This is a genomic window from Rufibacter latericius (assembly GCF_003721515.1).
GTDB classification, from domain to species: Bacteria; Bacteroidota; Bacteroidia; order Cytophagales; family Hymenobacteraceae; genus Nibribacter; species Nibribacter latericius.
Genome location: NZ_RJJD01000008.1, coordinates 461,634 through 487,239 on the forward strand (window position 1 = coordinate 461,634; position 25,606 = coordinate 487,239).

The window sequence follows — 25,606 nt, forward strand, 5'->3', positions numbered from 1 at the left end:
AGGACCCTCAAAATAAGCCAGCTCTCCGCAGTGGCCAGAAACAAAAAAGCCACTCCCGCTGGGGAATGGCTTCTCAAATCAGTGTTTTTGTTTTAAGCCTGGTTTCAGGAAAACGGCCAAAAAACCTTACAAGCGGTCTTCATCATCGTCTTCGTCATACCCTTCGTCTTCCTCGTCTTCGTCTATGTCCTCTTCCGTTGATAAGCCTGTGGTCTGGTTTTCATCGCCCAGCACGTCTATGAGTTTCTCAATCTCGGTGGCTTTCTCGGGGTCGTTCAGTTTCTCATAGGACAAAGACAGATTTCTCAGGGCGCGGCGAACGATGTCAATGGGCGCACAGGGCTCGTAGAAAATTTCTACCGGGCTCAGGTTCAGTTGCAGCAGGTAATTGTCTATATCGCTTTTGGAAAGGATGAGCCCACGGTTGTACACGTTGATGTAGAACTGCGGAATGACCTCGCTCTTGAACGTAAGGATAAACAAATTGGGCAGGTTCACGCCGTACACTGGTAAACCCAGTTTCTGCGCCAGCGCCATGTAAATCACGCACAGCGTTAAAGGATTTCCCCGCTTGCTTTCCAGCACCTGGTTGATCATGGAGTTGTTGGGCGCGTGGAAATTCTTGGTATTGGCCGAGAAGTGGTGCAGCTTGAAGAGTACATGGTTCAAGGCTTTGACCTGATCATAGGGGTGCATCTCGGGCCGCACGTTCACCCAGGCCTCGTAGTACAGCTCGGCCAAGGGTTGCATGATTTGCTCCAGCGTGAGGTCTGGGTATTGGTAGGTGCTCACCAGCCACATGCCGCGCACCAGGTCCGTGGCCCCTTCTTCTTTCCATTGTTTCAGGCGCTGCGTAAGGGAACTGTACTGCAGGTCATGGATGAGTTCTTCCAGTTTCTTCTGGTGCTCAGGGTCCAGGCTCTCTTCCCAGGCCTCCTCCAGAAACGGCGTGATGGTATCGCCTAACTCCACAATTCGCTGGTGCACGTGCGCCACCACATCCGGATCTTTGTCGTCCAACAATGAGATGAGCGCCTTTATTTCTTTATTCGTCAAGGGTACAGTAATTAAGATTTTAAAATTAGGAATTAAGAATTAAAACGACCGAATCTGTTTGGAAACAAGGCCGGCGGTTTTCAAAATCCCTTCTCCTGAGAACGGGAAATAAAGCAAAAGCGTTTCCCGGCCGTTTTCCAAAAATCAGCCACGAAACGCTTTCGCCTTTTTTACTTTGCTTTAGCCCAACAAAAGATTTCTTCCTTTTCCTGCCGAAGGCAACTTGCACTACCTACATTCTTAATTAAATCAAGTTTGGATCACGCCCACGTTGAACGGCTTGGTGATGGGGGCATTGTTGGCCGCCTCAATGCCTACCGAGATCACCTTGCGGGTTTCCAGCGGATCAATGATGCCATCTACCCACAGGCGGGCCGCCGCGTAATACGGGCTTAACTGCTCGTTATACCGGTCGGTGATTTTGTCCAGGAGTTCTTTTTCGGCCTCGGGGGTAATCTCCTCTCCTTTCGCTTTAAGCGATGCCACCTGAATCTGCAACAGCGTTTTTGCCGCCGATGCCCCACTCATCACCGCCAATTGTGCGGTAGGCCAGGCATAGATCAACCTCGGGTCATAGGCTTTGCCGCACATGGCGTAATTGCCCGCGCCGTAGCTGTTCCCGATCAAAATGGTAAACTTAGGCACCACGCTGTTGCTCATGGCGTTCACCAGCTTGGCCCCGTCTTTGATGATGCCGCCGTGCTCGGCCTTGCTGCCCACCATAAACCCAGACACATCCTGCAAAAACACCAGCGGAATCTTCTTCTGGTTGCAGTTCATGATAAAGCGTGCCGCTTTGTCCGCGGAGTCTGAGTAAATCACGCCGCCCATCTGCATCTCGCCTTTCTTGTTTTTCACGATCTTGCGCTGATTGGCCACAATGCCCACCGCCCAGCCGTCAATGCGCGCCAGGCCGCAGATCAAACTCTGCCCATACAGATCTTTATAAGGCTCAAACTCCGAGTTGTCAACCAACCGAAGGATGATGTCCATCATGTCATAAGGCTTCACGCGGTCTAGTGGCAGGATGCCGTAGATTTCCCTCGGGTCCAGTTTCGGCTCCGCCGAGATCACGCGACTGAAACCGGCTTTGGGATTATCGCCCATTTTATCGAAAATGTTCCGGATGTGGTCCAGGCACTCCTGATCGGTCTCGAACTTATAATCGGTGACGCCGGATATCTCGGAGTGGGTAGAAGCGCCGCCCAGGGTCTCGTTGTCGATGGTTTCCCCGATGGCCGCTTTCACCAGGTAAGAACCAGCCAGGAAAATGGAACCAGTGCCCTCCACAATCATGGCCTCGTCGCTCATGATGGGCAGGTACGCGCCGCCCGCCACGCAGGAACCCATGATAGCGGAAATCTGCACGATGCCTTCGGAACTCATGATGGCGTTGTTGCGGAACATCCGCCCGAAGTGCTCTTTATCGGGGAAGATCTCGTCTTGCATAGGCAAAAACACGCCGGCACTGTCTACGAGGTAAATCACCGGCAAACGGTTCTCCATGGCAATCTCCTGGGCCCGCAGGTTTTTCTTGGCTGTGATAGGAAACCAGGCTCCAGCTTTCACGGTGGCATCATTGGCTACTACCATGCATTGTCGGCCTTTCACGTACCCAATACCAGCCACCACGCCACCGCCTGGGCAGCCTCCGTACTCTTTGTACATGCCCTCCCCGGCAAACGCGGCGATCTCCAGAAACTCCGAGTCTTCGTCCAGCAGGTATTGGATGCGTTCACGGGCGGTGAGTTTGCCTTTCTCGTGCTGTTTGGCAATGGCTTTCTCGCCGCCGCCCAAGGCTACTTTAGTATGTCTGCTTTTAAGCTGGAAGCAAAGCTGTTTGAGGCTGTCTTCGTTTTTATTGAATTCAATATCCATAAATCTGCGAAAGCGGGTGGTTAGGGGTTACGCCCGAAGCGGGGTGGACAAATATAGCAAAATCCAAGAAAAGCTAACACCTGTTAGGCTTTTGTCTTCCCTTTACGGAAGCCAATAAAAAAGCGCTTTGGCCCCGCTTTGCATAAAACGGCACCAAAACGCTTTCTCAAGAGGTAAAATGGATTATTTCTTTTGATCTACCTCGCCGGTATTCTGAACATTGGTCGCGTTTTTCACCTTGTTGGCTTCCTTCACATTAGAGGCTTTGTCCACCTTGGTGCCCCCGCCAATCTGCAACAATGAGAAGTGCACGTAGCGCTTAGGATTGGCTTTCAGGTCCATGAGCAAGGCATTAAGGCTCTCGGTAGATCCGTTGAGGTTTCGGTACAGCGAGTCGTCGTTCATGAGTTTGCCCAGGCTGCCATTTGCCTGGTTTATCTTGCTCATCGTCTGCTGGGCTTGCGCAATGGTACTGTCTAACCCTCTGATGGCGCTGTTCATAGAATTTACGTCTATGGTGTCTGTAAGGGTGTTGAGATTGCTGGCCAACTGGCTGAACTTTGCCTCGGTGCCCCGCAGGGAAGAGGTAAGCCGGGCCAGATTGCTGGTGATCTCGTTGATGTTTCCCTGGTTCGCGAGAGCCACGGCCCGCAGGGTTTCAGAAGTCGCCTGGGCGTTGAGCAAAATAGACTGGATGCTCTGTTTGGCGTCTTTGTCTAAAAAGGCATTCAACCGCTGTAACGTGGTGTCTACTGTACCCAGAACCGGCATAGCGCGCTGCGAGAGCATATCAGTGATGCTTCGCTTCACGAAGGGAATCAGGTACTCGCCGCCTTCATAGCGGCTCCGGTTGCGGCCCATATACAGCTCCACCGCTTTGCTGCCCAACAAGTCTGAACTTACCAGCATGGCTACCGTGGAGTCTCCTACGTCAATGTCTTTCTCAATGTCTAGGGTGACCAGGATCTTGTTGCCTTTCTTTTGATCCAGCACCATATTTTTCACCAATCCCACCCTGAAGCCGTTGATCAGAACCGGGTTAGAGACCGCCAGACCCTCTACCTGGTCATAGACCACGTAATAGGTGCGGGTAGAGGAAAGGATATTACTTCCTTTTAAAAATAGAAAGCCCACGTAGAGTGCTGCCAATGACACAAGGCCCAGCAGCGCTACTTTGAGTTCTTTGGAAAATTTCACAGGGGTAGTGTTTAGTTCATGGCTTCAAGCTCTTGCTTGTACTCTTTGAAAGCTCGATATATACCTGATGCCATATACGTTTGGTTGGCTTTATCGTTGAGAAACTTCTCTTCCTGCGGATTGGTGAGGAAACCGATCTCAATCAAAGTACTGGGCATCGCCGATTTCCAGAGCACCAGGAAGCCCGCCTGCTTCACGCCGCGGCTAGTGCGACCCACCTTCGACTTGAACTCTTTCTCCACCTTCTGGGCGAACCGCAGGCTGTTGTCAATGTAGGCGCTTTGGTACAAACTGAACAGGATGTGGCTCTGCGGTGACTTCGGGTTGAAGCCGTTATAGTTTTTCTCGTAGTCTTCTTCCTGCAAGATTACTGAGTTCTCACGGGTAGCTACGGCCAGGTTGCCGCTGGTCTTGTGAAGCCCCATGGTGTAGGTCTCGGTACCGTAGGCAGAACTGGGGCCAGAGTTGCAGTGGATGGAGATGAACAGATCGGCGTGGTTTTTATTTGCGATGCCGGCGCGGTCAATCAGTTCCACAAAACGGTCATCTTTGCGGGTGTAGATGACTTTCACATCGGGGATGTTCTCCTCCATGAGTTCCCCAACTTTAAGGGCCACTTTCAGGGCAACTTCCTTCTCTCTGGCCGAGGCACCGTTACAGCCCGTGTCTTTGCCGCCGTGGCCGGCGTCTATTACCACTGTCCTTATTTTTACCTCCTTCCGATCAAACGTAGTGAATGAAGAGAAGAGCAACAATGCAAAAACGGTAAGCGAGACAATATTTTTCACGAGATGCGTTAGTTAAAAGCTATTGTTAATAACTTTGTCACAGTTAACAAAATAACAAAAAAATTACTTGAATCAGAAGAGATCCCTCCTGTTTTTGGCAATCGCCGCGTTTTCAGTGATTGCCTTTTTTTCCGCTACGGAGGGAAGCGCGCAAATTCGTCCTAACCGTAACCGTGCCAATTTAATTCCCAAGGCCGACTCTGTTATCGTCACCTCTCCTGATACTACCAACGCAAAAGCCCGCGGCGATATTGAGACCACAATCAATTATAAGGCCAAAGACTCTATCCGGTACGATGCCCTAAGCCAGATCATGCACCTCTACGGAGATGCCCATATTGATTACGGCGAAGTAGCCCTGGACGCGGCCTATATCCAGATCAACTGGAAAACCAATATCATCAACGCCGAAGGGGTGCGGGACACCGCTGGAGTCCTGCAAAACAAGCCTTTATTCAAAAACGGCGCCGAAACGTACCAGGCCGAGCAGATGGCCTACAACTACAAAACCAAGAAAGGCCGCGTGATTGGTGCCATCACTACCCAGGGTGAAGGCTACATCCACGCCGAGACCATCAAACGGGATTCCTTGGGAAGTGTTTACGGCCGGCATGCCCGCTATACCACCTGCGACCTGGAGCACCCCCACTTTTACATCAAGGCCTCCAAGATGAAGGTGATCCCTAATGACCGGGTAGTGGCCGGTCCTTTCCACTTGGTGTTTGCCGATGTGCCCACCCCTATCGGGTTGCCGTTTGGTTTTTTTCCTTCTCCGCGTAAAAGAGGTTCAGGCATTATCATCCCCAGCTTCGGGGAATCAAACCAACAGGGGTTCTACCTGCGTGAGGGCGGTTTCTACTGGGCCATGAACGAGTACATGGACATGCGTATCACCGGTGATATCTTCTCGCTGGGAGGCTACGGTCTGAGGGTGCAGTCTAACTACACCAAACGCTATAAATTCAACGGTAACTTCTCAGTGAGCCACACCTTTATCAGGGCCAGTGAGAACGTAGGCGTGGGCGTGACCACCAGCCCTGAATACAATTACAACTCAGATTCCCGCGACATCTGGATCAGCTGGAGCCACCAACCCGTGACCCAACCGGGCAAAGGCCAGTTCTCGGCAAGCGTGAACGCTGGTAGCCAGTTCTACAACCAGCGTAACTCCACCAGCGCCCAGAATGCCCTGTCGCCGGCTTTTAATTCCACGGTATCTTACCGCAAGAGCAGCCCCAACTCGCCCATCAACTACGGCGTCACGATCTCGCAAAGCCAGACCACCAGAACCCAGTACAACGAAGCCGGGGAACTGGTGCCAGCCCAGCAAATGAGTTTCACCCTGCCAGACTTCAGCTTCGGAGTTGCCAGCCAGAGCCCTATTGAATGGTTCGGGGGTACGCTCACCGGCCGTTGGATTGAAGGAATCCGGATTGGGTATAACCTGAATGCACGGCAGTATGTGACCAACAGTATCTCCGCAGGGTCCAGTTTAGGGTTTCCGTTTACCACTCGCCCGGGCCGCGATACGGTTCTGGCCATCAACGGCTCTAACCTGTCTGAGATCTTCCGGAACGCCCGCACCAGCATCAACCATGACATTCCCATCACGCTGGGAACGGTGAGCCTTTTCAAGTACTTTAAACTAACCCCAGGCGTGAGCTACAGCGAGAGCTGGTTCACCAAGAAATACTCGTACCGCAACATTCCGGGGTCAAACCTGCTGGCGGTAGACACCCTTAATGGGCTGCAGCGCACCTACCAATACCAGGGCGGTCTTTCCCTCACCACCAACTTGTACGGCATTGCCCAGATCAAAGGAAAGAAGATTGAGGCCATTCGGCACACGTTCACCCCTAACCTTTCCTACAGTTGGCGTCCGGATTTCGGACGGGCCGAGTACGGCTTCTACCAGCGGGTACAGCGCGACAGCCTTGGCAACACGCAATTGCTTTCCCGCTTCCAGGGATTGGAAGGAAACGTACCTGGCCCGGGTTTGAGTAGCGCCCTATCGTTCTCCATCAGCAACAACGTGGAGATGAAAGTGAAGACAGACAGCGCCGGCGTATTCAAGAAAGTGAGTTTGATTGATGCCTTCAACTTCTCTGGTTCCTACAACATGGCCGCCGACTCGTTCAAGCTTTCTAACATCAACGTGAACTTGTCTACCAAGCTTTTCAATAACGTGGGGGTGACCTTATCGGGGAGCTTTGACCCGTACCAGTACGTGAATGGGGTGAGAAGAAACGTCTATCTGTTAGAAGGTGGAGGGTTCCGGCTGGCGCGGTTGATGAACCTGAACTTCAACACCGGGTTTGAGTTCAATCAGCAGGCCCGCAAGCAGCAAGCCCAATCCGGTGCTGCGCCGCCCACCAACCTGCCTGCCCTGGAACGTAACCTCACTGCCGCTGACTACGTGGAATTCAACATCCCCTGGACTCTCTCGGTGGATTTGACCTCCAACTTCACCCGTGACCTGCTCACCGATAAACTGGTCAACAACGCCACCTCGGCGGGTATTAACGGCTCGGTGACGCTTACCGATAAATGGGCCGTGAACTACACCACCAGCTACGACTTAAAAAACCGGATTCTGAGCTACACCAACATAGGCATTGTGCGTGACCTGCACTGCTGGCAGATGTCCATAGACTGGGTGCCGTTTGGGGTATTGCAACGCTACTCCATCAACATCAACGCCAAGTCCGCCCTGCTGCAGGACCTGCGCTTAAGACGCAGCAGCAGCGCCACCGGACGACCATACTAAATAAAGCAGCGGGGCCATCTTCCAGAAGATGGCCCCGCTGCTTTTCGCCTGTTTTTGTTAAAACCGCCTCAAAACGAACCAGGGATCTGTTCACCCAAAGCTGGTCATGGCATTTTCCGAGGGGCAGAATTTCTGGTTTATAATTCCTGATTCCTAAATTCCCGCTCCTTACCTTTGCCCAAGGCAATAACCTTACTTATTATGTCGGTTCAGAAACGCGAGGTAAAAATAGTTACCACCCATCAGTTGCAGAGCATGAAAGAGCGCGGGGAGAAAATCTCCATGCTCACGGCTTATGACTTCTCCATGGCCACCCTGCTGGACGCCGCCGGAACAGATGTTTTATTGGTGGGTGACTCTGCCTCAAACGTCATGGCAGGCCATGAGACCACCCTTCCCATCACCCTGGACCAGATGATCTATCACGCATCGTCAGTGGTACGCGGGGTGAAACGCGCGTTTGTGGTCGTGGATTTGCCATTCGGCTCTTACCAGGGAAACTCTTCGGAGGCCTTGCGCTCAGCCATCCGGATCATGAAGGAATCTGGAGCCCACGGCGTGAAACTGGAAGGTGGCGAGGAGATCAAAGACTCTATTACCCGTATCCTCAGCGCCGGGGTTCCGGTGATGGGGCATTTAGGATTGACGCCGCAGTCTATCTATAAATTCGGCACGTACTCGGTGCGCGCCAAAGAAGAGGCCGAGGCCGAGAAACTCCTCTCTGATGCCCGCCTGCTGCAGGAACTGGGCTGTTTTGCCATCGTGCTGGAGAAAATTCCGTCTTCCCTGGCCAAACGAGTAGCCCAAGAGTTACAGATTCCCATCATCGGAATCGGCGCTGGTCCGCATGTAGACGGACAGGTACTGGTAATTCATGACTTGCTGGGCATCACCAAGGAATTCAAACCCCGCTTCCTGCGCCGCTACGCCGAGCTCCACGAGATCATTACTGGTGCCGTGAGCAATTACATCTCAGACGTAAAATCCCTGAACTTCCCCACAGAAGAAGAAGCGTATTAATTGTTGGTTGTTAATTGCTGATTGTTCCTTAGGATACAACAATCAGCAATTAACAACCAACAATTTTCCGTTTCCGGGCCTATATCCCAAAAACAGCTCCAAAACAGAATGCCCGCCCCAATCAAGCTAGACGTACTTTTTGAGGACAACCATATTCTGGTGGTGAATAAACCCAGCGGCGTGTTGGTGCAGGGCGATGAAACCGGCGATGTTCCGTTGTCTGAACTGGCCAAGGAGTACATCAAACAGAAATACCAGAAACCGGGCAATGTCTTCATGGGGGTGGTGCACCGGCTGGACCGTCCGGTAAGCGGCGTAGTGCTGTTGGCCAAAACCTCAAAGGCCCTCAGTCGGCTGAACGAGCAGTTTAAAACCCGCAAGACGCAGAAAATCTATTGGGCTATCACGCAACGCACACCTCAGCCCGAGAGCGGTACGCTGGTGCACTGGCTCATCAAAGACTCGGAACGCAACACCACCAAAGCCCTCACCACTGAGAAACCTGGCAGCCAACGGGCCGAGCTCAGTTATTCTTTATTGAAATCAATGGCCGGCAAAAACCTGGTGGAGGTACGTCCTGTCACCGGTCGTCCACACCAGATACGGGTGCAGTTGGCCTCTCTGAAATGCCCTATTCTGGGTGATCTCCGGTATGGCGCCCCCGAGCCCATGTCTGACAAAAGCATCTGCCTCCACGCCCGGGAACTGGGCTTTGAGCACCCTGTCCTGAAAACCTGGGTGACGGTACAGGCCCCTCTCCCTCGCTTGACCGCCTGGCAGCCTTTTCAACCCTGATTCAGCCTTTTATTATTTCTGCCATCGGCTTGAAACCCCTCATAAAGAGTTTCCGTTTTTAGGTTCGTTTTCCTGAAATAAGCCTGAAACGAATATACCTTCTGCCTTTTTCAAAAGCCGTGTTTCAAGGGAATTATGATTTGGGGCCATTTTAGGGAATTGGGGTCTAAAATGATTCTCGTCACTTTTATGGAATTAAGCGGTTTGTCTTTTGCAGCCTTTGCTTCTTGCGTTGTAGCTTTGTGAACTTATTTACCGCAGGACTGTTTTCATAGAGCCTGTCCTTTTTGGATTAACAATTAATTGCATCACCCAGCATGATCATCATCCTCTTTTTTGTAGCCCACTGGTACTTGTCGCTGTTTGTGCAGACCTTCTACCTGCACCGCTACGCCGCCCACAAAATGTTTACCATGAATGTGTTCTGGGAGAAGTTCTTCTTCCTGTTGACGTACCTGAGCCAGGGTTCTTCTTACCTATCACCCAGGGCCTACGCCATCATGCACCGCATGCACCACGCTTTCTCAGATACTGAGCGTGACCCGCACTCTCCGCACTTCTCCAGCAATGCCTTTACCATGATGTGGAAAACCAAGAACATCTACAATGATTTCCTGAACAAGCGCGTGGAACCAGAGATGCGGTTTGACGGCAATTACCCCGTTTGGCGCGTTGTGGAAAATATTGGTGATCATTGGGGTTCGCGGTTGGCCTGGGGCGTTATTTACGTGCTCATCTACATAAACTATGCAGAATACTGGTGGATGTATCTGTTGCTTCCGTTGCACTTTCTAATGGGCCCGATCCACGGAGCCATTGTGAACTGGAGCGGCCATAAATACGGTTACCAGAACTTCGATAACAACGACAAATCCCGGAACTCCCTGTTCTTCGATTTCCTGACTGGCGGAGAGTTATTCCAGAACAATCACCACAAATTGCCGAATCGAGTGAACTTCGGGGTGAAATGGTGGGAAGTAGACCCAACCTATCCGGTGATCTGGACTCTAGACAAAATCGGGATTATTAAATTGAAGAAAGCTACGGCGTAGCCATCCGCCTCTTAGATAAAGCAGAAAGGCGTCTTCCACTCAGGAAGCGCCTTTCTGCTTTATCTTAACTCTCCTTTTTGGAGACTTTTGTTTGGCAGAGGCCCGGATGGCTTGGCCCCATTCAAGTAATCTGCGGCGACAATACCCTCTTTTAAGGTGATTTCTAGAAACAGCCTTAAAGCACAGCTATGCCTAACCTCTGCAAATACAGGAAAAGGGCTTCTATCAAGCAAAATCCTGATTTGGCGCAGCGGCAGGGTTATTCTGATTTCTTTAAGGATAAGCACTTTTAAGGCTGTTTTGCTGAAAACGGCCCTAAAACGATATCCACAAATATTCTCATCATCAATCTATTAGCAGTTTCAAAATTATTCCCGTACATTTGCACCCCAATGCCGGACGGGATCCGGCGCTTTAACAAAGTTTACTATGGCTGTTAAAATCAGACTGGCCCGCAGAGGCCGCAAAAAAGCTGCGATGTATGATATCGTAGTTGCAGATGCTCGTTCACCACGTGATGGTCGTTTCATCGAGAAATTGGGTACTTACAACCCACAGACAAACCCTGCCACTATCAACTTCAACGAAGACAAAGCGTTGGATTGGGTATTGAAAGGTGCACAACCAACTGACACCGTGAAAGCCATGCTTTCTTACACGGGTGTTATGTTCAGAAAACACTTACAGATTGGTGTATTGAAAGGCGCCGTGACGCAAGAGCAGGCTGATGCCCGCTATGCAGAGTGGAAAGCTGCCAAAGAAGCCAAAATCTCTGGTAAGGTAGAAAGATTAGGAACTGACAAAGCTGCTCAGAGACAAGCTGCTTTAGATGCTGAAGCGAAAGTAAACGCTGCTCGTGCTGAGGCAATCCGCATCAAGAACACTCCTGCTCCAGAAGTAACGGAAGAAGCTCCTGCTGCGGAAGGTGATGCCACTGAAGGCGCTGCTGATGCTCCGGCTGCTGACGCTACTGAAGAAGCTCAAGCTTAATTTTACAGGCCATGACGTTAGACGCATGCTTCCAATTGGGGTATATTGTTCGCACGCATGGCACCAAAGGCCAGGTAGTCGCGTTTTTTGACGTGGACTTTCCGGAAGAGTACGATGAATTGGAATCAGTTTTCCTGTTGATAAACGGGAAACTGGTTCCTTTTTTCATTGATGACCTCAACCCGCAGGACAAAGGCAAAAGCATCATCAAGTTTGAGGATGTGAACACCGTAGCCGATGCCGAGAAACTCAAAGGTACCGCCCTTTACCTGCCCCTGAACCAACTCCCCGAGTTGGAAGAAGACCAGTTCTACTTCCATGAGGTGATTGGGTACACGGTGGTAGACGAACAACTGGGCGAACTGGGTACGGTACAGACGTTTTTTGACTTGCCTAACCAGGATCTGTTGGCCATGGACTACCAGGGCCACGAGGTGCTTATTCCGGTTCAGGACGAGATTGTTTTGCGCACCAGCAAAGAGGAGCGAAAAATCTACGTGAACCTGCCCGAGGGCCTGCTGGAAGTCTACACCCAACCTTCTAACCGCCAATTGGAAGAACCGCCTTTAGAGGGTGAGGAAGACGAAGACGATGACGCGGTTTGATATTATCACCTGCCAGCCCCACCTGCTCACCGGCCCCTTTGACCACTCTATTCTAAAAAGAGCCCAGGACAAAGGTCTGGTGGAAGTACACCTGCATGACCTGCGCAAATACGCCATCAACAAGCACGGCCAGATTGACGACTACGCCTTCGGCGGAGGCGCTGGCATGGTGCTCATGATTGAGCCTATTGCCACCTGCATCAGGGAACTTCAGGCCCAGCGCACCTATGATGCGGTGATCTACATGACCCCAGACGGCCAGACGCTGAACCAGCCCATGGCCAACCGGTTGTCTATGCTGAAGAACATCATCATCCTGTGTGGTCACTACAAAGGCGTAGACCAGCGTGTACGCGACCTGTTTGTGACCCACGAGATCAGCATAGGCGACTATGTGTTGTCGGGCGGAGAACTGGCGGCAGCCGTGTTGGCAGACTCGCTCATAAGGTTGATTCCAGGTGTTTTGAATGATGAGAGCAGTGCGCTCTCAGACTCGTTCCAGGACAATCTGCTGGCGCCTCCGGTATATTCAAGGCCCGCTGATTTCGAAGGACATACCGTTCCAGACATCCTGCTGTCTGGCAACACCCCCAAAGTGGAGGAGTGGCGGTTTGAGCAGGCCGTGCAGCGTACCCGCCAACTAAGGCCGGATTTGCTACGCGATGAAAAAAATTAGTACTTGTTGATTTACAATTAGAAAAATAACGTCTATATTTGCACTCCGAATTTTGCAGATAAAAAGACACTATATTATAGTCATGAGCGATTTAATTAAATTAGTAGAGCAGGAATACACAGAGAAGCGTGCTTCAATTCCTACTTTTGCTGCTGGCGACACAGTGAATATTCACGTGAAGATCCGTGAAGGTAACAAAGAGCGTATCCAGCAATTCCAAGGCGTGGTATTGCAACGCAGAAACTCCGGCGCTAGCGAGACTTTCACTGTAAGAAAAGTGTCTAACCAAATCGGAACCGAGCGTATTTTCCCGCTTCTTTCTCCAAACATCGAGAAAATTGAGGTAATCCGCAGAGGTAAAGTAAGAAGAGCTCGTCTGTTCTACCTGAGAGGTCTTTCTGGTAAAGCCGCCCGTATCAAAGAAAAAAGAAGCTAATACCCACTGGGTTAGTTTTCCCTATAGTTTTAGTTCCGAAAAAGCCGTTCTCATCCGAGACCGGCTTTTTTGTTGCCCTTCCAGAACCATAGCATTGCGTTTGACCTAGGAGAGTTTAGGGGCTAATTTCCTGAAAGCAGGCTAAAAACCAGAGGCAATCCTTCTGGCTTCTGAGGCTTTCTTTCCCTTCTGCCATTTTCTGCGTAGACTTACCCTCGGAAACAACTATTTCTATCAAGACGACCATGCAGAACAACCGTTGGAGTTTAGAGGGCCGCCGCGCCCTGGTTACCGGAGGCACCAAAGGCATAGGCGCCGCCATTGCCGAGGAGTTACTTTCCTTTGGGGCTGAAGTCCTTATCGTGGCCCGCAAAGAACTGGAGGTAAACCAAGCCGTAACCGATTGGCGCGCCCGGGGCCTGAAAGCTTCCGGCATGGTGGCCGATGTCAGCCAATCCGCTGACCGTCACAACCTACTGCAACTGGTGGAGAACACCTGGGGCACCTTAGACATCCTGGTGAACAACGTGGGCACCAACATCCGCAAGAAAATTGGCGAGTACACGCACGAAGAATACAGCTACCTGCTGAACACCAATCTCACCTCGGCCTTTGAACTCTGCCGATTAGCGCATCCGTTTTTGAAAGCATCCCCACAAGGTAATGTGGTGAACGTCTCCTCGGTGGCCGGATTGGGGCACGTGCGCACCGGCGCTATCTACGGCATGACGAAAGCCGCACTGGTACAGCTCTCCAAGAACCTGGCGGGCGAGTGGGCGCCGGACGGGATACGGGTAAACTGCGTGGCACCTTGGTACATCAGAACCCCGCTCGCGGATCAGGTGCTGCAGAACCAGGAGTATCTGGAAAGTGTGTTGAGCCGCACCCCTACCCGCACCATCGGCAACCCCGAGGATGTGGCCTCGGCGGTGGCTTTCCTGTGCATGCCCGCCGCTGCATACATCACCGGCCAGTGCATTGCCGTGGACGGCGGTATGAGCATCAACCTGTTTGGGTAATCTTTGCACAACCTATAAAAACAGAAACTCCTCCCCGGTTTATGCTAGGGAGGAGTTTCTGTTTTAGGCCTGTTTCTCTAAAATCAGCTAAGAAACGGAGGAAGGAACCTCTTCCATCATCTGCATCAGGGCCTGGTAGTAATTCTCCAGGGCGTCTGGGTGCGTGTGCAGGTATAGGAACGGCTCAATGAGTTCCAGTTCCATCAATTGCAGCTCCTCACCCACCACCACGCCGTCTACGCGGGCGTACAGGCAACCCTCAGCAAACTGGTTTACCATGGTTTGAGCCTGTTTCAATAAATGCGCCGGGGCTTCCTGCGGGTGGATGGTTCCCCCGAAAAAGTGCTGCACCCGGAAATCTCCGTCTTTCGCAGACTTGAGCAAACAGTGGCTGTACTGGCCGTTGAAGAACAGGAACGACCACTCTCCTTCTTCCTGAATCTGCGGCATAAACGGCTGCGCCAGGTAATCCTCGGCTCTGAGCAGTTCCTCCAGCTCCGGCTTTACTTCTTCCACTTCATTCAGCGACACAATGAACGTGTTTTTAGCGCCGCCGCTCACGCAGGGTTTGATGATGAGCTTATCAGTCTGGAATTGGCTGAAGTATTGCTCCAATTGTACAGCGGTTCCTCTTTTGAGCAACGCAGTAGGCACAATCGGCAGTCCGGCTTTCTCCACCTCCAGTAGGTAGTGCTTGTCAGCGTTCCAGCGGATGGTAGAGATGGGGTTCAGCGTACGGATGCCCAGCGCTTCCATGCGGTCTAGCCAAGCGCAGAACTCCGGGAACTTATCGAAGTAATCCCACGGCGATTTGAAAACTGCCAGATCGTACTGCTTCCAGTTCACGGCCGGGTCATGCCAGTCTTCCAGGGTGATGTCAATGCCTTTGGCTGTAAGGTAATCCATCAGGACGCCGTCTTCGCTGCCGCTCAAGGAGCCATAGCTGTGGATGGCCTCGTAGGTCACTAATGCTAGTTTCAAGTTAATTTTTGAATATGAAGGTTGATGTGTAAAAACGAAGAAGGGACAGGTAACTCCACCCGAAAAGCCGGGCACCTGGTTTTTAGTTCCTTTTCTGAAAAATGGTCCTAAAGCACTACTTCAGAGGATTGTTCAGGTAATCCACCGCCAGGTTGGCCAAGGTCCGGACGCCCAGTTTAAGTCCGCTTTCCTCGATGTAGAAATCAGGCGTGTGGTGCGCAGGCGCTTTGGCGGGATCTGCGCCTTTGGGCATGCCGCCCAGGAACAGGTAAAGGCCCGGTACCTTCTGTTGGAAATAAGCAAAATCCTCGGCGATGGTCACGGGTTTGGTGAGTTTCACCTGGTTAGTGCCCGCCACGCGCTGCAGCGAAGGCAGCATGTGGGCGGTAAGGGCTTCGTGGTTGTAGGTCACCGGCGTCATCTCTTGGATAGAAACCTCGGCGGTAGCGCCCGCGCCGGTGGCGATGCTGGTGGCGGTTTTCTTCAGGCGCTCGTGGATTTGCTGCTGCATAGGCACGTCCAGCGCCCGGATGGTCCCGATCATCTCTACCTGACTAGGCACGATGTTCGCCCGTACCCCACCGTTGATGGCACCTACCGTCACGATAGCCGCAGCGTTAGTCACATCCACTTGCCGGCTCACAATGGTTTGCAGCGCGGTCACGATGTAGGCCGAGGTCACCACCGGGTCCACGCCCATCCACGGAGTTCCACCGTGCGACTGCTGGCCTTTGACCGTGATCTTGAAGTTATCGGAGCTGGCCATCATGCCCTGCGGCCGATAGGTAATGGTACCCACCTCCACATCAGACCGAGTGTGCAGCCCGAACATGGCATCTACTTTGGGACTTTCCAGCACGCCTTCCTGCACCATCAGCTTCGCGCCGCCCACTTGCCCGGGAGCCGAGCCTTCCTCGGCGGGCTGGAAGATGAACTTGATAGTGCCCTTGATATCTTTCTTCATGCCGCTGAGCACCTCAGCCGCCCCCATGAGCATGGCTACGTGTGCATCGTGACCGCAGGCGTGCATCACACCCACTTGCTGGCCTTCAAACGTGGTCTTCACCTTTGAGGGGAAGGGCAGGTTATGCGTGTTGTTCTCCACCACCGGCAACGCATCCATATCGGCGCGAAGGGCCACCACCGGTCCGGGCTGCCCTCCTTTCAAGATGCCCACTACGCCGGTTCTGGCTACTCCGGTTTTTACCTCCAGCCCGAGGGCTTTCAAGTGCTTCGCTATTTTCTCAGCGGTCTTTACCTCAAAGTTTCCTAGTTCTGGGTTTTGGTGCAGGTCGCGGCGCCACTGGATGACTTTGGGCTCAACTTTATCAGCGAGCTGGTCTATCTGATTTTGCGCACCAGTCTGCGCGTTGCTGATAAGCGATATCCCTAGAAAAGAAGTGAGGAAAAATAGAAGCGATTTATGGAAAAGCATTAGGTCTCTTTTGTTTAGCGGCCGATTCCGGAAAATCAGCCTGAAAACACAAAAGTACACCACCCAATCGGGAAAAGGAATTTTAGCTGCGGAGTTGGATCACTGCTTTCAATAAGAAACAACAGAAGTGTACCGCTGGCGTGAGCTTGTAGCTCGTGTCCGCACGCAGTCCTGAACATATTTAATGTGCATTCTCCTGTCATCCTAACGCTTCCCTTTGTCATCTTGGAAAGATCTTGTTGGCGAACTAGGCAAGCATTTAGTAAGCGCTACTACCGTTCGCTCACAAGATCCTTTCAGGATGACAAGTAAGGAGGAGATCGGCCCAGGTCTATAAACTTTGAAAAGCAGGAAGCAAAAGAGGATCAGGCATGCGTGCGGACACGAGCGGGACGCTCGCGCCAGCGATTCAGTGAAGTAGGTAGTACGTGATTTAGGGCCTATTTCTGAAAAACAGCGCCTAAACAAACCTACTACTCTTTCTTGTCTTTCTCCTTCGCTTCGTCCACGGCTTCTTTCAAAGGTTCTTCCAGGCGCTGCTCGGCGGCAGTGTCTCCTTGTTCAATGGCCTCAGCGATGTTCTCTGCGAAATTAGCGGCTACCTGCGGGGTAATGGGCATGATCTCGGGATCAGTGAGGGCGTCGATCACTACGGGCCGGTCGGCTTTGAGGGCCTTTTCCCAAGCAGCGTCGATTTGGTCTGGGCGGTCAATCCGGATGCCTATTAAGCCGATGCTCTCAGCGTAGGCGGCGTAGTTGAAATCAGGCAGGACTTGAGAATCATTGAATTTTGGGTTGCCCTCGTTCATGCGCTGCTCCCAGGTCACGAAGTTGAGGTCTCGGTTGTTGAGCACGAGCACAATCAGGCGTGGGTCAATCCATTGGCGGTAGTATTTCTGGATGGTCAACAATTCCTCGGTGCTGCCCATCTGCATGGCCCCATCGCCCGCAAACGCGAACGCCACCCGGTCTGGGTAGGCAAATTTGGCGGCGAGCGCGTACGGCAAAGCGCAGCCCATTGTGGCCAGCGTTCCTGAAACTGAGAACTTCATATTCCCCCTGATTTTGAGGTATTGCGCTACCCAACTGGAGGACGAACCAGAGTCAGCAGCCAAGATACAGTTCTCCGGCAGACGCGGCGAGAGCTTTTCAAACACCAAACGGGGGTTCACTGGATTGGCTGGGTGGCTGGCTTCCTCGGCTAACTGCTTCTCCCAGTTCTGGATGTTCTGTTCAATGGTTTGCCGCCAAGTACGGTCTTCTTTTCGGTGGAGTAGCGGCAGGAGTGCGCGGATAGTTTCGGCGCTGTCGCCTATAAGCGGCACTTCCATGGGGTAGCGGATGCTGAGCATGCGCCCGTCCAGGTCTATCTGTACGCCGCGCGCATGGCCTTCTTTGGGTAGAAACTCGGCGTACGGGAAACTGGAACCAATCATGAGCAGGGTATCACAGTCGGCCATCATCTGGTGGCTGGCCTCGGTCCCGAAGAACCCGATGGCGCCCGTCACAAAGGGGAGTTCATCTGACAAGGCGGCTTTGCCCAGATATGCCTTCGCCACGCCGGCGCCCAGAACTTCGGCAATCTGGGTTACTTCCTCGGCGGCGTCTTTGGCCCCGGCCCCAATCAGAATGGCTACTTTATTGCCGGCATTCAGCACCTCGGCGGCTTTCTCCAAGTCTTCGTCACGGGGCAGCACGCGCGGCGGCAGGTACCCGATGCCCGAGTGCACCGTGCCGTGTTTGTGCTCCGGCTCCTTGTACTCCAATTCCTGAAGATCGCTGGGCAGGATGACGCAGGTAACGGTGCGCTGGTCTTTGGCAATGCGAAAGGCACGGTCAATCAGATGCCGTACCTGGCTGGGCTCGGTGGCCATCTGCACGAACTCGCTGGCGACATCCTTGAACAACGAAACCAGATCTACTTCCTGTTGGCTATGCCCGCCCAGGGCCGTGCGGGCTTTCTGTCCCACCAAGGCTACCACTGGCTGATGGTCCAGTTTAGCGTCATACAAGCCATTGAGCAAATGAATCGCGCCCGGCCCTGAGGTGGCCAGACAAACGCCCGCTTCCCCGGTGAACTTCGCGTGGGCGCAGGCCATGAGCGAAGCCACTTCCTCGTGCCGCACCTGAATGAACTTTACCTTGTCTTCGGCCCGCTCCAAAGCGCCCATAACCCCGTTAATCCCATCACCGGGATACCCGAAAATGCGTGTCGTCCCCCATTGATGGAGGCGTTCCACTATGAAATCACTGACCTGCTGTGGCATACGCTTCTGTTTTAAGGCTCCTTCTGGCAAAAAAGGCTCTAAACTGGTACGACCTCAGGGGCAGATGGTTCAGACACTGATGTTATTAGGCAAATATGCCAGTGCCTCGCTTTAAGGCTGCTTTTGGAAAACAGCTTAAAAACGAGGCACTGGCTATTAGAACGGAGGTTATCAAACCGGCACGCGTTCCGTCCCCTTTGAAGGGGGTAGGGGATGACATTGCAGCATCAAGAAGCAATTGCGTTTGCTACAGAGTAGATGCGTTTCAAATGAAAAGGGCAACCACAAGGGATTGCCCCTACAAAGGACCTCGGAAATCCATCATCAGCATGAGTGATCATCCCCCTACCCCCTTCAAAGGGGACGGGGTGCGTGCTAAATTAGATATGGAGGCTTCTTATTTCTTCAGCGGGTTGTTCAGGTAATCTACGGCTAGGTACGCCAGGGTGCGGACGCCTAGTTTAAGGCCGCTTTCATCGATCATGAAGTCTGGGGTGTGGTGGGCTGGGATTCTTGATACATCCTGGCCTTTGGACATGCCGCCCACGAAGATGAACACGCCCGGTACTTTTTGCTGGTAATAGGCGAAGTCCTCGGCACCGGTCACGGCTTTGGTGAGGACCACGTTCTGCTGGCCTGCCACGGTCTGTAACGTTGGGAGGATGTGGGCGGTGAGGGCTTCGTGGTTGTAGGTAATGGGCGTATTTTTCACAATCTCCACCGTGGCGGTTGCACCGGCGCTGGCGGCAATCATCTCAGCGGTGCGGCGCAGTTTCTCATGAAGCTGGTCCTGCATTTTGGGGTCAAGGGCCCGGATAGTGCCAATCATCTCCACTTCCTCGGGGATGATGTTGGTTCTTACCCCGCCGTGGATGGCGCCCACGGTGATTACGGTGGCCTCATTGGTGAGTTCCATCTGGCGGCTTACAATGGTCTGGATGCCGTTGATGATCTGCGCCGATACCACAATAGGGTCAACGCTCATCCAGGGGTACGCGCCGTGCGCCTGGCGGCCTTTCACCTTGATCTTGAAGTTATCGGAACTGGCCATGGTGCCCTGCGGACGGTATTTGAGGGTGCCCACCTCGGTGGCGGAGTTGATGTGCAGCCCGAAGATGGCGTCTACTTTGGGGTTCTCCAGAGCGCCCTGGGCCACCATTACATCGGCACCGCCTTCTTCGCCGGCCGGAGCACCTTCCTCGGCGGGCTGGAAGATGAACTTCACGGTGCCTTTGAGGTCTTTCTTGTGCTGGGCCAGGATTTCGGCGGCACCCATGAGCATGGCTACGTGCGTGTCGTGGCCGCAGGCATGCATCACGCCTACTTCCTGGTTGTTGAAGGTGGTGCGCACTTTAGAGGCGAAGGGCAGGCTGTTACGCTCGGTCACGGGCAAGGCATCCATATCGGCGCGGAGGGCTACCACGGGTCCGGGTTGTCCGCCTTTCAAGATGCCGATGACGCCGGTTTTGGCCACGCCGGTTTTCACCTCAAACCCGAGGCTTTTCAGGTGTTTGGCCACTTTCTCGGCAGTCTTCACCTCACGGTTGCTGAGCTCGGGGTTCTGGTGGAAGTCGCGGCGCCATTGGATGACCTTCGGCTCTAGTTTATTCGCGAGTTGGTCTATCTGGGCGTGCAGGTTGGTGGTTTGAGCTTGGGCAATTTGGGTAAGCGCCACCAGTGCTGCTGCCGAGGCTATCTTCTTAAAAGGATGCATGTAGTTTGGTTATGACGGGTAGTGATAGTTCGCACTCCTATTTTAAGCATAAATTCTGAAAAACAGGGCAAAATCATCTGTAGGGGCAATCCCTTGGGATGGCCTTTTGCTGCTATTTACCTTTAGTAGAAATTTTAACAGCAAACCACACCAATTCTCCTTCCGTTGTTGCGTGTTCTCACCAACAACCAGAACTGCTTGGCCGGCGCAAGGACAATCTCAAGGGATTGCCCCTACTTTTAATAATTGTAATTTCAACCGGATTTTAGACTTACCTGATGCCGCTTCGCCTATTTCTTTCTGTATTGCTTTTGTTTCCATTTCTCGCTTTCGCCCAGCAATCATACTGGCAGCAAGAGGTGAACTATAAAATTGACGTGACGCTGAATGATGTGCAGCACACGCTTTCGGGCTCGGAACAGATTGAATATGTGAACCACTCACCGGAAACGCTGACATTCCTGTACTTCCATCTGTGGCCCAACGCCTACCAAGACCGGAGCACCGCCTTCGGCAAACAGCAGCTTCTGAATGATGAGGACAGATTTCACTTCGCCCCGAAGGAAGCACGCGGGTTTATTTCAGGGCTGGATTTCAAAATAGACGGCCAAAACATAAATTGGGAACTGGATGCGCAAAATCCGGACATCGCGAAGCTCACCTTAAACCAGCCCCTGGCTCCAGGAAGTCGGATTACCATCAGCACGCCGTTTCAGGTGAAGTTGCCGGATTCTTTTTCGCGGCTAGGGCATGTGGGGCAATCGTACCAGATTTCGCAGTGGTACCCCAAACCGGCGGTCTTCGATCCGAAGGGTTGGCACCCGATGCCGTACCTGGACCAAGGCGAGTTCTACTCTGAGTTCGGGTCGTTTGACGTGCGCATCACGCTGCCGGCCAACTATACGGTAGGCGCGACCGGCGAACTGCAGAACCGAGAGGAACAGGTGCGTCTGGACAGCCTGGCGCAGGTCACCGCCGCCAAGAAGGAATTCAACGAGGACGACCTGAACTTTCCGCCCTCGGCGACGAAAACCAAAACGCTGCATTACCGGCAAGACCGCATCCATGACTTCGCGTGGTTCGCAGATAAGCGGTTCAACGTACTCAAAGACCAAGTGACATTGCCGCACTCGAAACGCACTGTCACCACCTGGCTTTTGTTCACCAACAGGCAGGCCGACCAATGGCTGAAAAGAGCACACGAGATCAACGATGTCGTGTACGCCTACTCTTTGTGGCTGGGTGACTACCCCTACAGTCAGGCCACCGCAGTTGACGCAGCGTTGAGTGCCGGAGCAGGCATGGAATACCCGATGGTGACGGTCACTGAGCCCGAGGCGATCATCCATGAGGTGGGCCATAACTGGTTTTACGGCATTCTGGGCAGCAACGAGCGCGAACACCCCTGGCTGGACGAAGGCATCAACTCATATTATGAGATCAGGACGAAGGCGCTTCGGAATAAGTATGCCGGGATGGTGTCCAGCGAAGTGAACACCAATGCCTTCGGGAAGTTTTTTGGAGTAGATGATTTGCCACCAACAGCCATTGACAATTCCGCCTATTTGTCGGCGGCCAGTCGGGGATTAGACCAACCGGTGACCGCTCCGGCGCAGCAGTTCAGAACCCTTAATTACGGCACCGGCGTTTACCTGAAAACGGCCCAACTATTCCAGTACTTGGAAAAGTACCTGGGCACTGCCCGCTTTGACAGCGCCATGCAGGCCTATTATCACCAATGGAAGTTCCGCCACCCGGCACCCGAGGATTTACAGGCCGTTTTGGAGAAATCCACGGGAAAGCAACTAAGCTGGTTTTTCAAGGATCTATTACCTTCCACTTCTCTCCCAGATGCCCGTTTGAAAACCGTTAAAACCTCGGGCGGAATCATTCAAGCGGTAGTGCAACAAACGGGTAAAATGGCCCTGCCGGTGCAGGTAAGTGCAGTAGATGGAGAGGGCAAAGTGCTGGAATCCCACTGGACTAAACCGGGCGAAAAAGAGCAGACGGTAACCTTCACCACCACCGCAGAAATTGACCGCATCGTTTTAGATCCTGAGTACGTGTTCCCTGTGCTGGACCGCCGAGACAACCAGTACCGTTTAGGGCGTCTTTTCCCGAAAACCGAGTTATTGCAGCTTCGGGCTTTGGTAGGCGTTGACCGCATAGACAAGAAGCAGCTTTTCGTAGCCCCGGCCCTGGGGTACAATACCTTTGACAAATTTCAGGCGGGAGCGGTGTTCTATAACACCTTTCTCACCGAGCACAAATTCAACTACGTGGTGCTGCCGATGTACGCTTTCGGGAGTAATCGGCTTACGGGCTTAGCGGATGTTAGGTACCGGGTGATAGGGCAAGGATCGCTTCGGAAGGTAGAGATGGGCGTGCAGGGCCAGCGGTTCGCTACGTTCTATACCCTTGTTCCCAGTATTACTTTCCACAATCAGCTTAAAAACCCGACCACTCCGCGGCAACAGCTGACGTTTGCCTGGCATTTGGTGGAGGATGATTTGTTCCCCGATTTTCAGGCGCCTAGAATCGCTTATCAGCTACTTTCCAAAAATGCCATAAGCGGCACCCAGATTGCCTTTGACGCCACCATGTTCAGCTATCGCGCTGTTCCTTCCGCTCCTACCACTTTCCCTGGGTTAACGGACCAAGGCCCTACCTATTTCAGCCCGATTCGGTTCAGGCTTTCCCTGGAGAACTGGCGGGAATATCGTCCTGACAAAGAAATCAGGGTGCGGGGCTTCGTGGGGTTAATGGCCGGAAACAATCAGCTTGGTAGTCCTTTCCTGCTTGGTTTAGCCGGCAGCCCCGATTACCTGAAGCAAACGCCTTTCTTTAACCGCACCGACATGTACGGATCGGCAAATCCAGCCTCGGCCATCCGGCAGACCGATCGGCAGGACGGCGGTTTCCGGAATCCGGTGCCGGTGAATAGCCGTGAGTGGATAGCTGCCCTCAACCTCACCGCCGATCTACCCGTGACGCCTTTTGCCGTGTACCTTGACTTGGGCCGCGTGCAGGAGCAGAACAAACTTTTTTACGGTACCGGTCTGCAATGGAGTTTCCTTAACAATGCTTTCCAGATTTACCTTCCGGTGGCGGGCAGCAACTTTGAGAACCATTTCCCCAGAAACTTCAAGGATTTCCGCAACAGCATCAGGTACTCGCTGAACCTGCAAAAGCTTAACCCTTTCCGGCTGCTGGACGAAATGCAGTAGTGAATGAGTAAAGGAAAGCGTGAGAGAAGGAGTGAATGGATGGTTGGGAGAATGGTTTAGAAAGGATAAAAAAGGCAATATTGTTTTAGCTGAAAGAATGCGGTTTTTCACTTATCTTACAGGAAACAGGCTGAAAACGCTTCTACCCCTTTCCACGAACATGCGCGTCGCTTCACTAAAGAATGGGCAGCTTTGGCTGCTTTTTATGGCTATTCTCTGCCTCAGCTGCAAACCCGATTACCGCGAGTTGCCGGCCATCACCGAAACCAAGCACTGGCAGGCTGTGGTGGAAACCCCGTCGGGCTCCACCCTGCCGCAGGTCTATGATGCGAAGGAGAAAAAGTTTGTGCCGCAGCTGGAGGCCGGGCAACCCCGCAAGCTGGAGTTCTTGCCTTATCCCGGCAATGAGGGGTTTATTCCTTCCACCTTGGTAGACTCAGTGCAGGGTCGGCCCGCGGCGCCGTTGCCGGTGATTATTCTCTGCGACCAGAAAGAACCGGGCACAGTGCTGGAAATTTCGCCCGTGGGCGTGATGGTGCTGGAAAGCGAGGGAGAACTTCGGCACCTGATTGTGGCGGTACCGGCCAGGCCCAGTGAACAAACCATTTCGCCCAACTCCTTCAGTGATTTTTCGGCCCGATATCCGGCGGTGAAAAGCATTCTGGAGCAGTGGTATCTGAACGTGAATCCGCGGCAACCCACCCGTTTATCGGCCTGGAAGAGTGAGGCCTTCGCTGACCAGTTGATTCAGAAGTGGGTGCAGTAAGTTGAGCGTTGTAGCATATAATTAAAATAATCATGGCTTCAGAGAAGATCCATATTGTATTTGGAGAAACTGCTGAATTGACTCTGCTTTCCATTAAAGAGATGACTGCAGATGTTGATTCTGTGGTAAGCTTGAATGATGATCTGAGGGTTGGGCCTATTAATTTAGGCTCATTAGATGGCAGGGTAGAAAGACAGAATTGGGTAACTAGTAATCTGCCTTGCAAAGAAGATGCTGCTTACCTAAGGTCCTACGTTACCGGCGATTTTGACAAAATCCAAAGCATAAGAGATAATTCAAAGGATAAAGCGGAAATATACATCTGGTGCGGAAGAACCACCTCTGAAAGACTTGCCACCGCAAGGCTAGTCTTTGAGCTACAAGGTTACTTCAGCAATCTTACCATAGCAGATATTCCTAAAAATGGCAACATCGCAGAGAGTCTAAGTGTCATGAACCCAGAGCAGGTACATCTAATTCATAAATACTTTAAAAAAACAGACCAGGAGGAATACGGGAAATGGGTGACTATGTGGGCCCGCCTAAAAAGTGAAAATAGTTTAATGAGAGTAGCCCGAGCCGATGGGGTGATTGAGTCAAAGGAGGTTTCTTATTTCGATGACACACTCCTTTCACATTGCAAAGAAGAACTTCTGAAGGCTGCCAGGATTGTCGGTGAATCGCTGGTAGATATTTGGTTTGAAGCTAGTGATTCTACCCTCAACTGGCGATTGGTACAATTAGTAAAAAGCGGAGAGTTAGAAGTTGATGGCAAGCTAAATTGCCTTAGAGAGTATAAAGTAAAACGTGCCACTACAAAAACTAAACAGCCTTAAAATACCGCATAGCAGGAAGGTTATAAGGCTGCTTTCTGAAAACCGGCGCAGAAACGCCTGCCACTTTCGCCGGCGGTTTTCAAACTCTTTTTCCTAAAGTC

Annotated in this window: 20 protein-coding genes; 12 read left to right on the forward strand and 8 right to left on the reverse strand. The window is 52.4% G+C overall.

The features are described 5' to 3' along the window. Positions 1-126 precede the first annotated feature (126 nt). The 4 genes from EFB08_RS13920 to EFB08_RS13935 all read right to left on the reverse strand — a co-directional run bounded on the left by EFB08_RS13920 (position 127) and on the right by EFB08_RS13935 (position 4,919). Positions 127-1,056: a transglutaminase-like domain-containing protein gene (locus EFB08_RS13920; protein ID WP_123127555.1), complete on the reverse strand. Its 930-nt coding sequence runs from the start codon at positions 1,054-1,056 to the stop codon at positions 127-129. A 249-nt stretch (positions 1,057-1,305) separates the two neighbouring features. Next, positions 1,306-2,934 carry an acyl-CoA carboxylase subunit beta gene (locus EFB08_RS13925; RefSeq protein ID WP_123127556.1) on the reverse strand — a complete coding sequence of 543 codons (1,629 nt, stop codon included), beginning with the start codon at positions 2,932-2,934 and terminating at the stop codon, positions 1,306-1,308. 183 nt (positions 2,935-3,117) lie between these two features. Continuing rightward, entirely contained in the window at positions 3,118-4,131 is a 1,014-nt protein-coding gene (locus EFB08_RS13930; protein ID WP_123127557.1) for an MlaD family protein, read from the reverse strand. Positions 4,132-4,142: 11 nt separating this feature from the next. Further along, on the reverse strand, positions 4,143-4,919 hold the full coding sequence (locus tag EFB08_RS13935) for an N-acetylmuramoyl-L-alanine amidase family protein (protein ID WP_123127558.1): 777 nt from the start codon (positions 4,917-4,919) through the stop codon (positions 4,143-4,145). Positions 4,920-4,986: 67 nt separating this feature from the next. On the opposite strand from EFB08_RS13935, the gene EFB08_RS13940 reads away from it, so the two are divergent. The 9 genes from EFB08_RS13940 (at position 4,987) to EFB08_RS13985 (ending at position 14,279) form a co-directional block, all read left to right on the forward strand. Continuing rightward, on the forward strand, positions 4,987-7,686 hold the full coding sequence (locus tag EFB08_RS13940) for a putative LPS assembly protein LptD (RefSeq protein ID WP_123127559.1): 2,700 nt from the start codon (positions 4,987-4,989) through the stop codon (positions 7,684-7,686). Between the two features lie 201 nt (positions 7,687-7,887). Then, complete coding sequence (gene panB / locus EFB08_RS13945) at positions 7,888-8,706, forward strand: 3-methyl-2-oxobutanoate hydroxymethyltransferase (RefSeq protein WP_123127560.1); 819 nt, start codon at positions 7,888-7,890, stop codon at positions 8,704-8,706. Positions 8,707-8,814: 108 nt separating this feature from the next. Continuing rightward, the gene (locus EFB08_RS13950) at positions 8,815-9,501 is read left to right on the forward strand and encodes an RluA family pseudouridine synthase (RefSeq protein WP_123127561.1); all 687 of its coding nucleotides are present in this window, start codon (positions 8,815-8,817) and stop codon (positions 9,499-9,501) included. A gap of 317 nt (positions 9,502-9,818) precedes the next feature. Further along, the gene (locus EFB08_RS13955; RefSeq protein WP_123127562.1) at positions 9,819-10,553 is read left to right on the forward strand and encodes an acyl-CoA desaturase; all 735 of its coding nucleotides are present in this window, start codon (positions 9,819-9,821) and stop codon (positions 10,551-10,553) included. A 429-nt stretch (positions 10,554-10,982) separates the two neighbouring features. Further along, complete coding sequence (locus EFB08_RS13965) at positions 10,983-11,543, forward strand: 30S ribosomal protein S16 (protein ID WP_123127564.1); 561 nt, start codon at positions 10,983-10,985, stop codon at positions 11,541-11,543. 11 nt (positions 11,544-11,554) lie between these two features. Next, positions 11,555-12,148, forward strand: coding sequence for a ribosome maturation factor RimM (gene rimM, locus EFB08_RS13970; RefSeq protein ID WP_123127565.1), 594 nt, complete (start codon positions 11,555-11,557; stop codon positions 12,146-12,148). Continuing rightward, entirely contained in the window at positions 12,135-12,824 is a 690-nt protein-coding gene (gene trmD, locus EFB08_RS13975) for a tRNA (guanosine(37)-N1)-methyltransferase TrmD (RefSeq protein WP_123127566.1), read from the forward strand. The genes rimM and trmD overlap by 14 nt, the downstream gene beginning before the upstream one ends. Positions 12,825-12,906: 82 nt before the next feature. Further along, complete coding sequence (gene rplS / locus EFB08_RS13980; RefSeq protein WP_123127567.1) at positions 12,907-13,260, forward strand: 50S ribosomal protein L19; 354 nt, start codon at positions 12,907-12,909, stop codon at positions 13,258-13,260. Between the two features lie 245 nt (positions 13,261-13,505). Then, on the forward strand, positions 13,506-14,279 hold the full coding sequence (locus EFB08_RS13985; RefSeq protein ID WP_123127568.1) for an SDR family oxidoreductase: 774 nt from the start codon (positions 13,506-13,508) through the stop codon (positions 14,277-14,279). An 87-nt stretch (positions 14,280-14,366) separates the two neighbouring features. On the opposite strand, the gene EFB08_RS13990 is transcribed toward EFB08_RS13985, so the two are convergent. From EFB08_RS13990 to EFB08_RS14010, 4 genes are all read right to left on the reverse strand, one after another. Next, complete coding sequence (locus tag EFB08_RS13990) at positions 14,367-15,260, reverse strand: ATP-grasp domain-containing protein (RefSeq protein ID WP_227006338.1); 894 nt, start codon at positions 15,258-15,260, stop codon at positions 14,367-14,369. Positions 15,261-15,375: 115 nt separating this feature from the next. Next, positions 15,376-16,695, reverse strand: coding sequence for an amidohydrolase (locus EFB08_RS13995; RefSeq protein ID WP_123127569.1), 1,320 nt, complete (start codon positions 16,693-16,695; stop codon positions 15,376-15,378). A gap of 473 nt (positions 16,696-17,168) precedes the next feature. Then, positions 17,169-18,962 (reverse strand): thiamine pyrophosphate-requiring protein, encoded by a 1,794-nt coding sequence (locus tag EFB08_RS14000; RefSeq protein ID WP_123127570.1) that lies wholly within the window; start codon positions 18,960-18,962, stop codon positions 17,169-17,171. 397 nt (positions 18,963-19,359) lie between these two features. Next, entirely contained in the window at positions 19,360-20,676 is a 1,317-nt protein-coding gene (locus EFB08_RS14010) for an amidohydrolase (protein WP_123127572.1), read from the reverse strand. A gap of 311 nt (positions 20,677-20,987) precedes the next feature. Here EFB08_RS14010 and EFB08_RS14015 point away from each other — a divergent pair, with 311 nt between their 5' ends. From EFB08_RS14015 to EFB08_RS14025, 3 genes are all read left to right on the forward strand, one after another. Then, a complete protein-coding gene (locus EFB08_RS14015) occupies positions 20,988-23,903 on the forward strand; it encodes a M1 family metallopeptidase (RefSeq protein WP_125077743.1) in 2,916 nt (971 codons plus the stop codon). 160 nt (positions 23,904-24,063) lie between these two features. Continuing rightward, a complete protein-coding gene (locus EFB08_RS14020) occupies positions 24,064-24,669 on the forward strand; it encodes an inorganic diphosphatase (protein ID WP_165864903.1) in 606 nt (201 codons plus the stop codon). Between the two features lie 32 nt (positions 24,670-24,701). After that, positions 24,702-25,505 (forward strand): DUF3658 domain-containing protein, encoded by an 804-nt coding sequence (locus EFB08_RS14025; RefSeq protein WP_123127575.1) that lies wholly within the window; start codon positions 24,702-24,704, stop codon positions 25,503-25,505. The last annotated feature ends 101 nt before the right edge of the window (positions 25,506-25,606 follow it).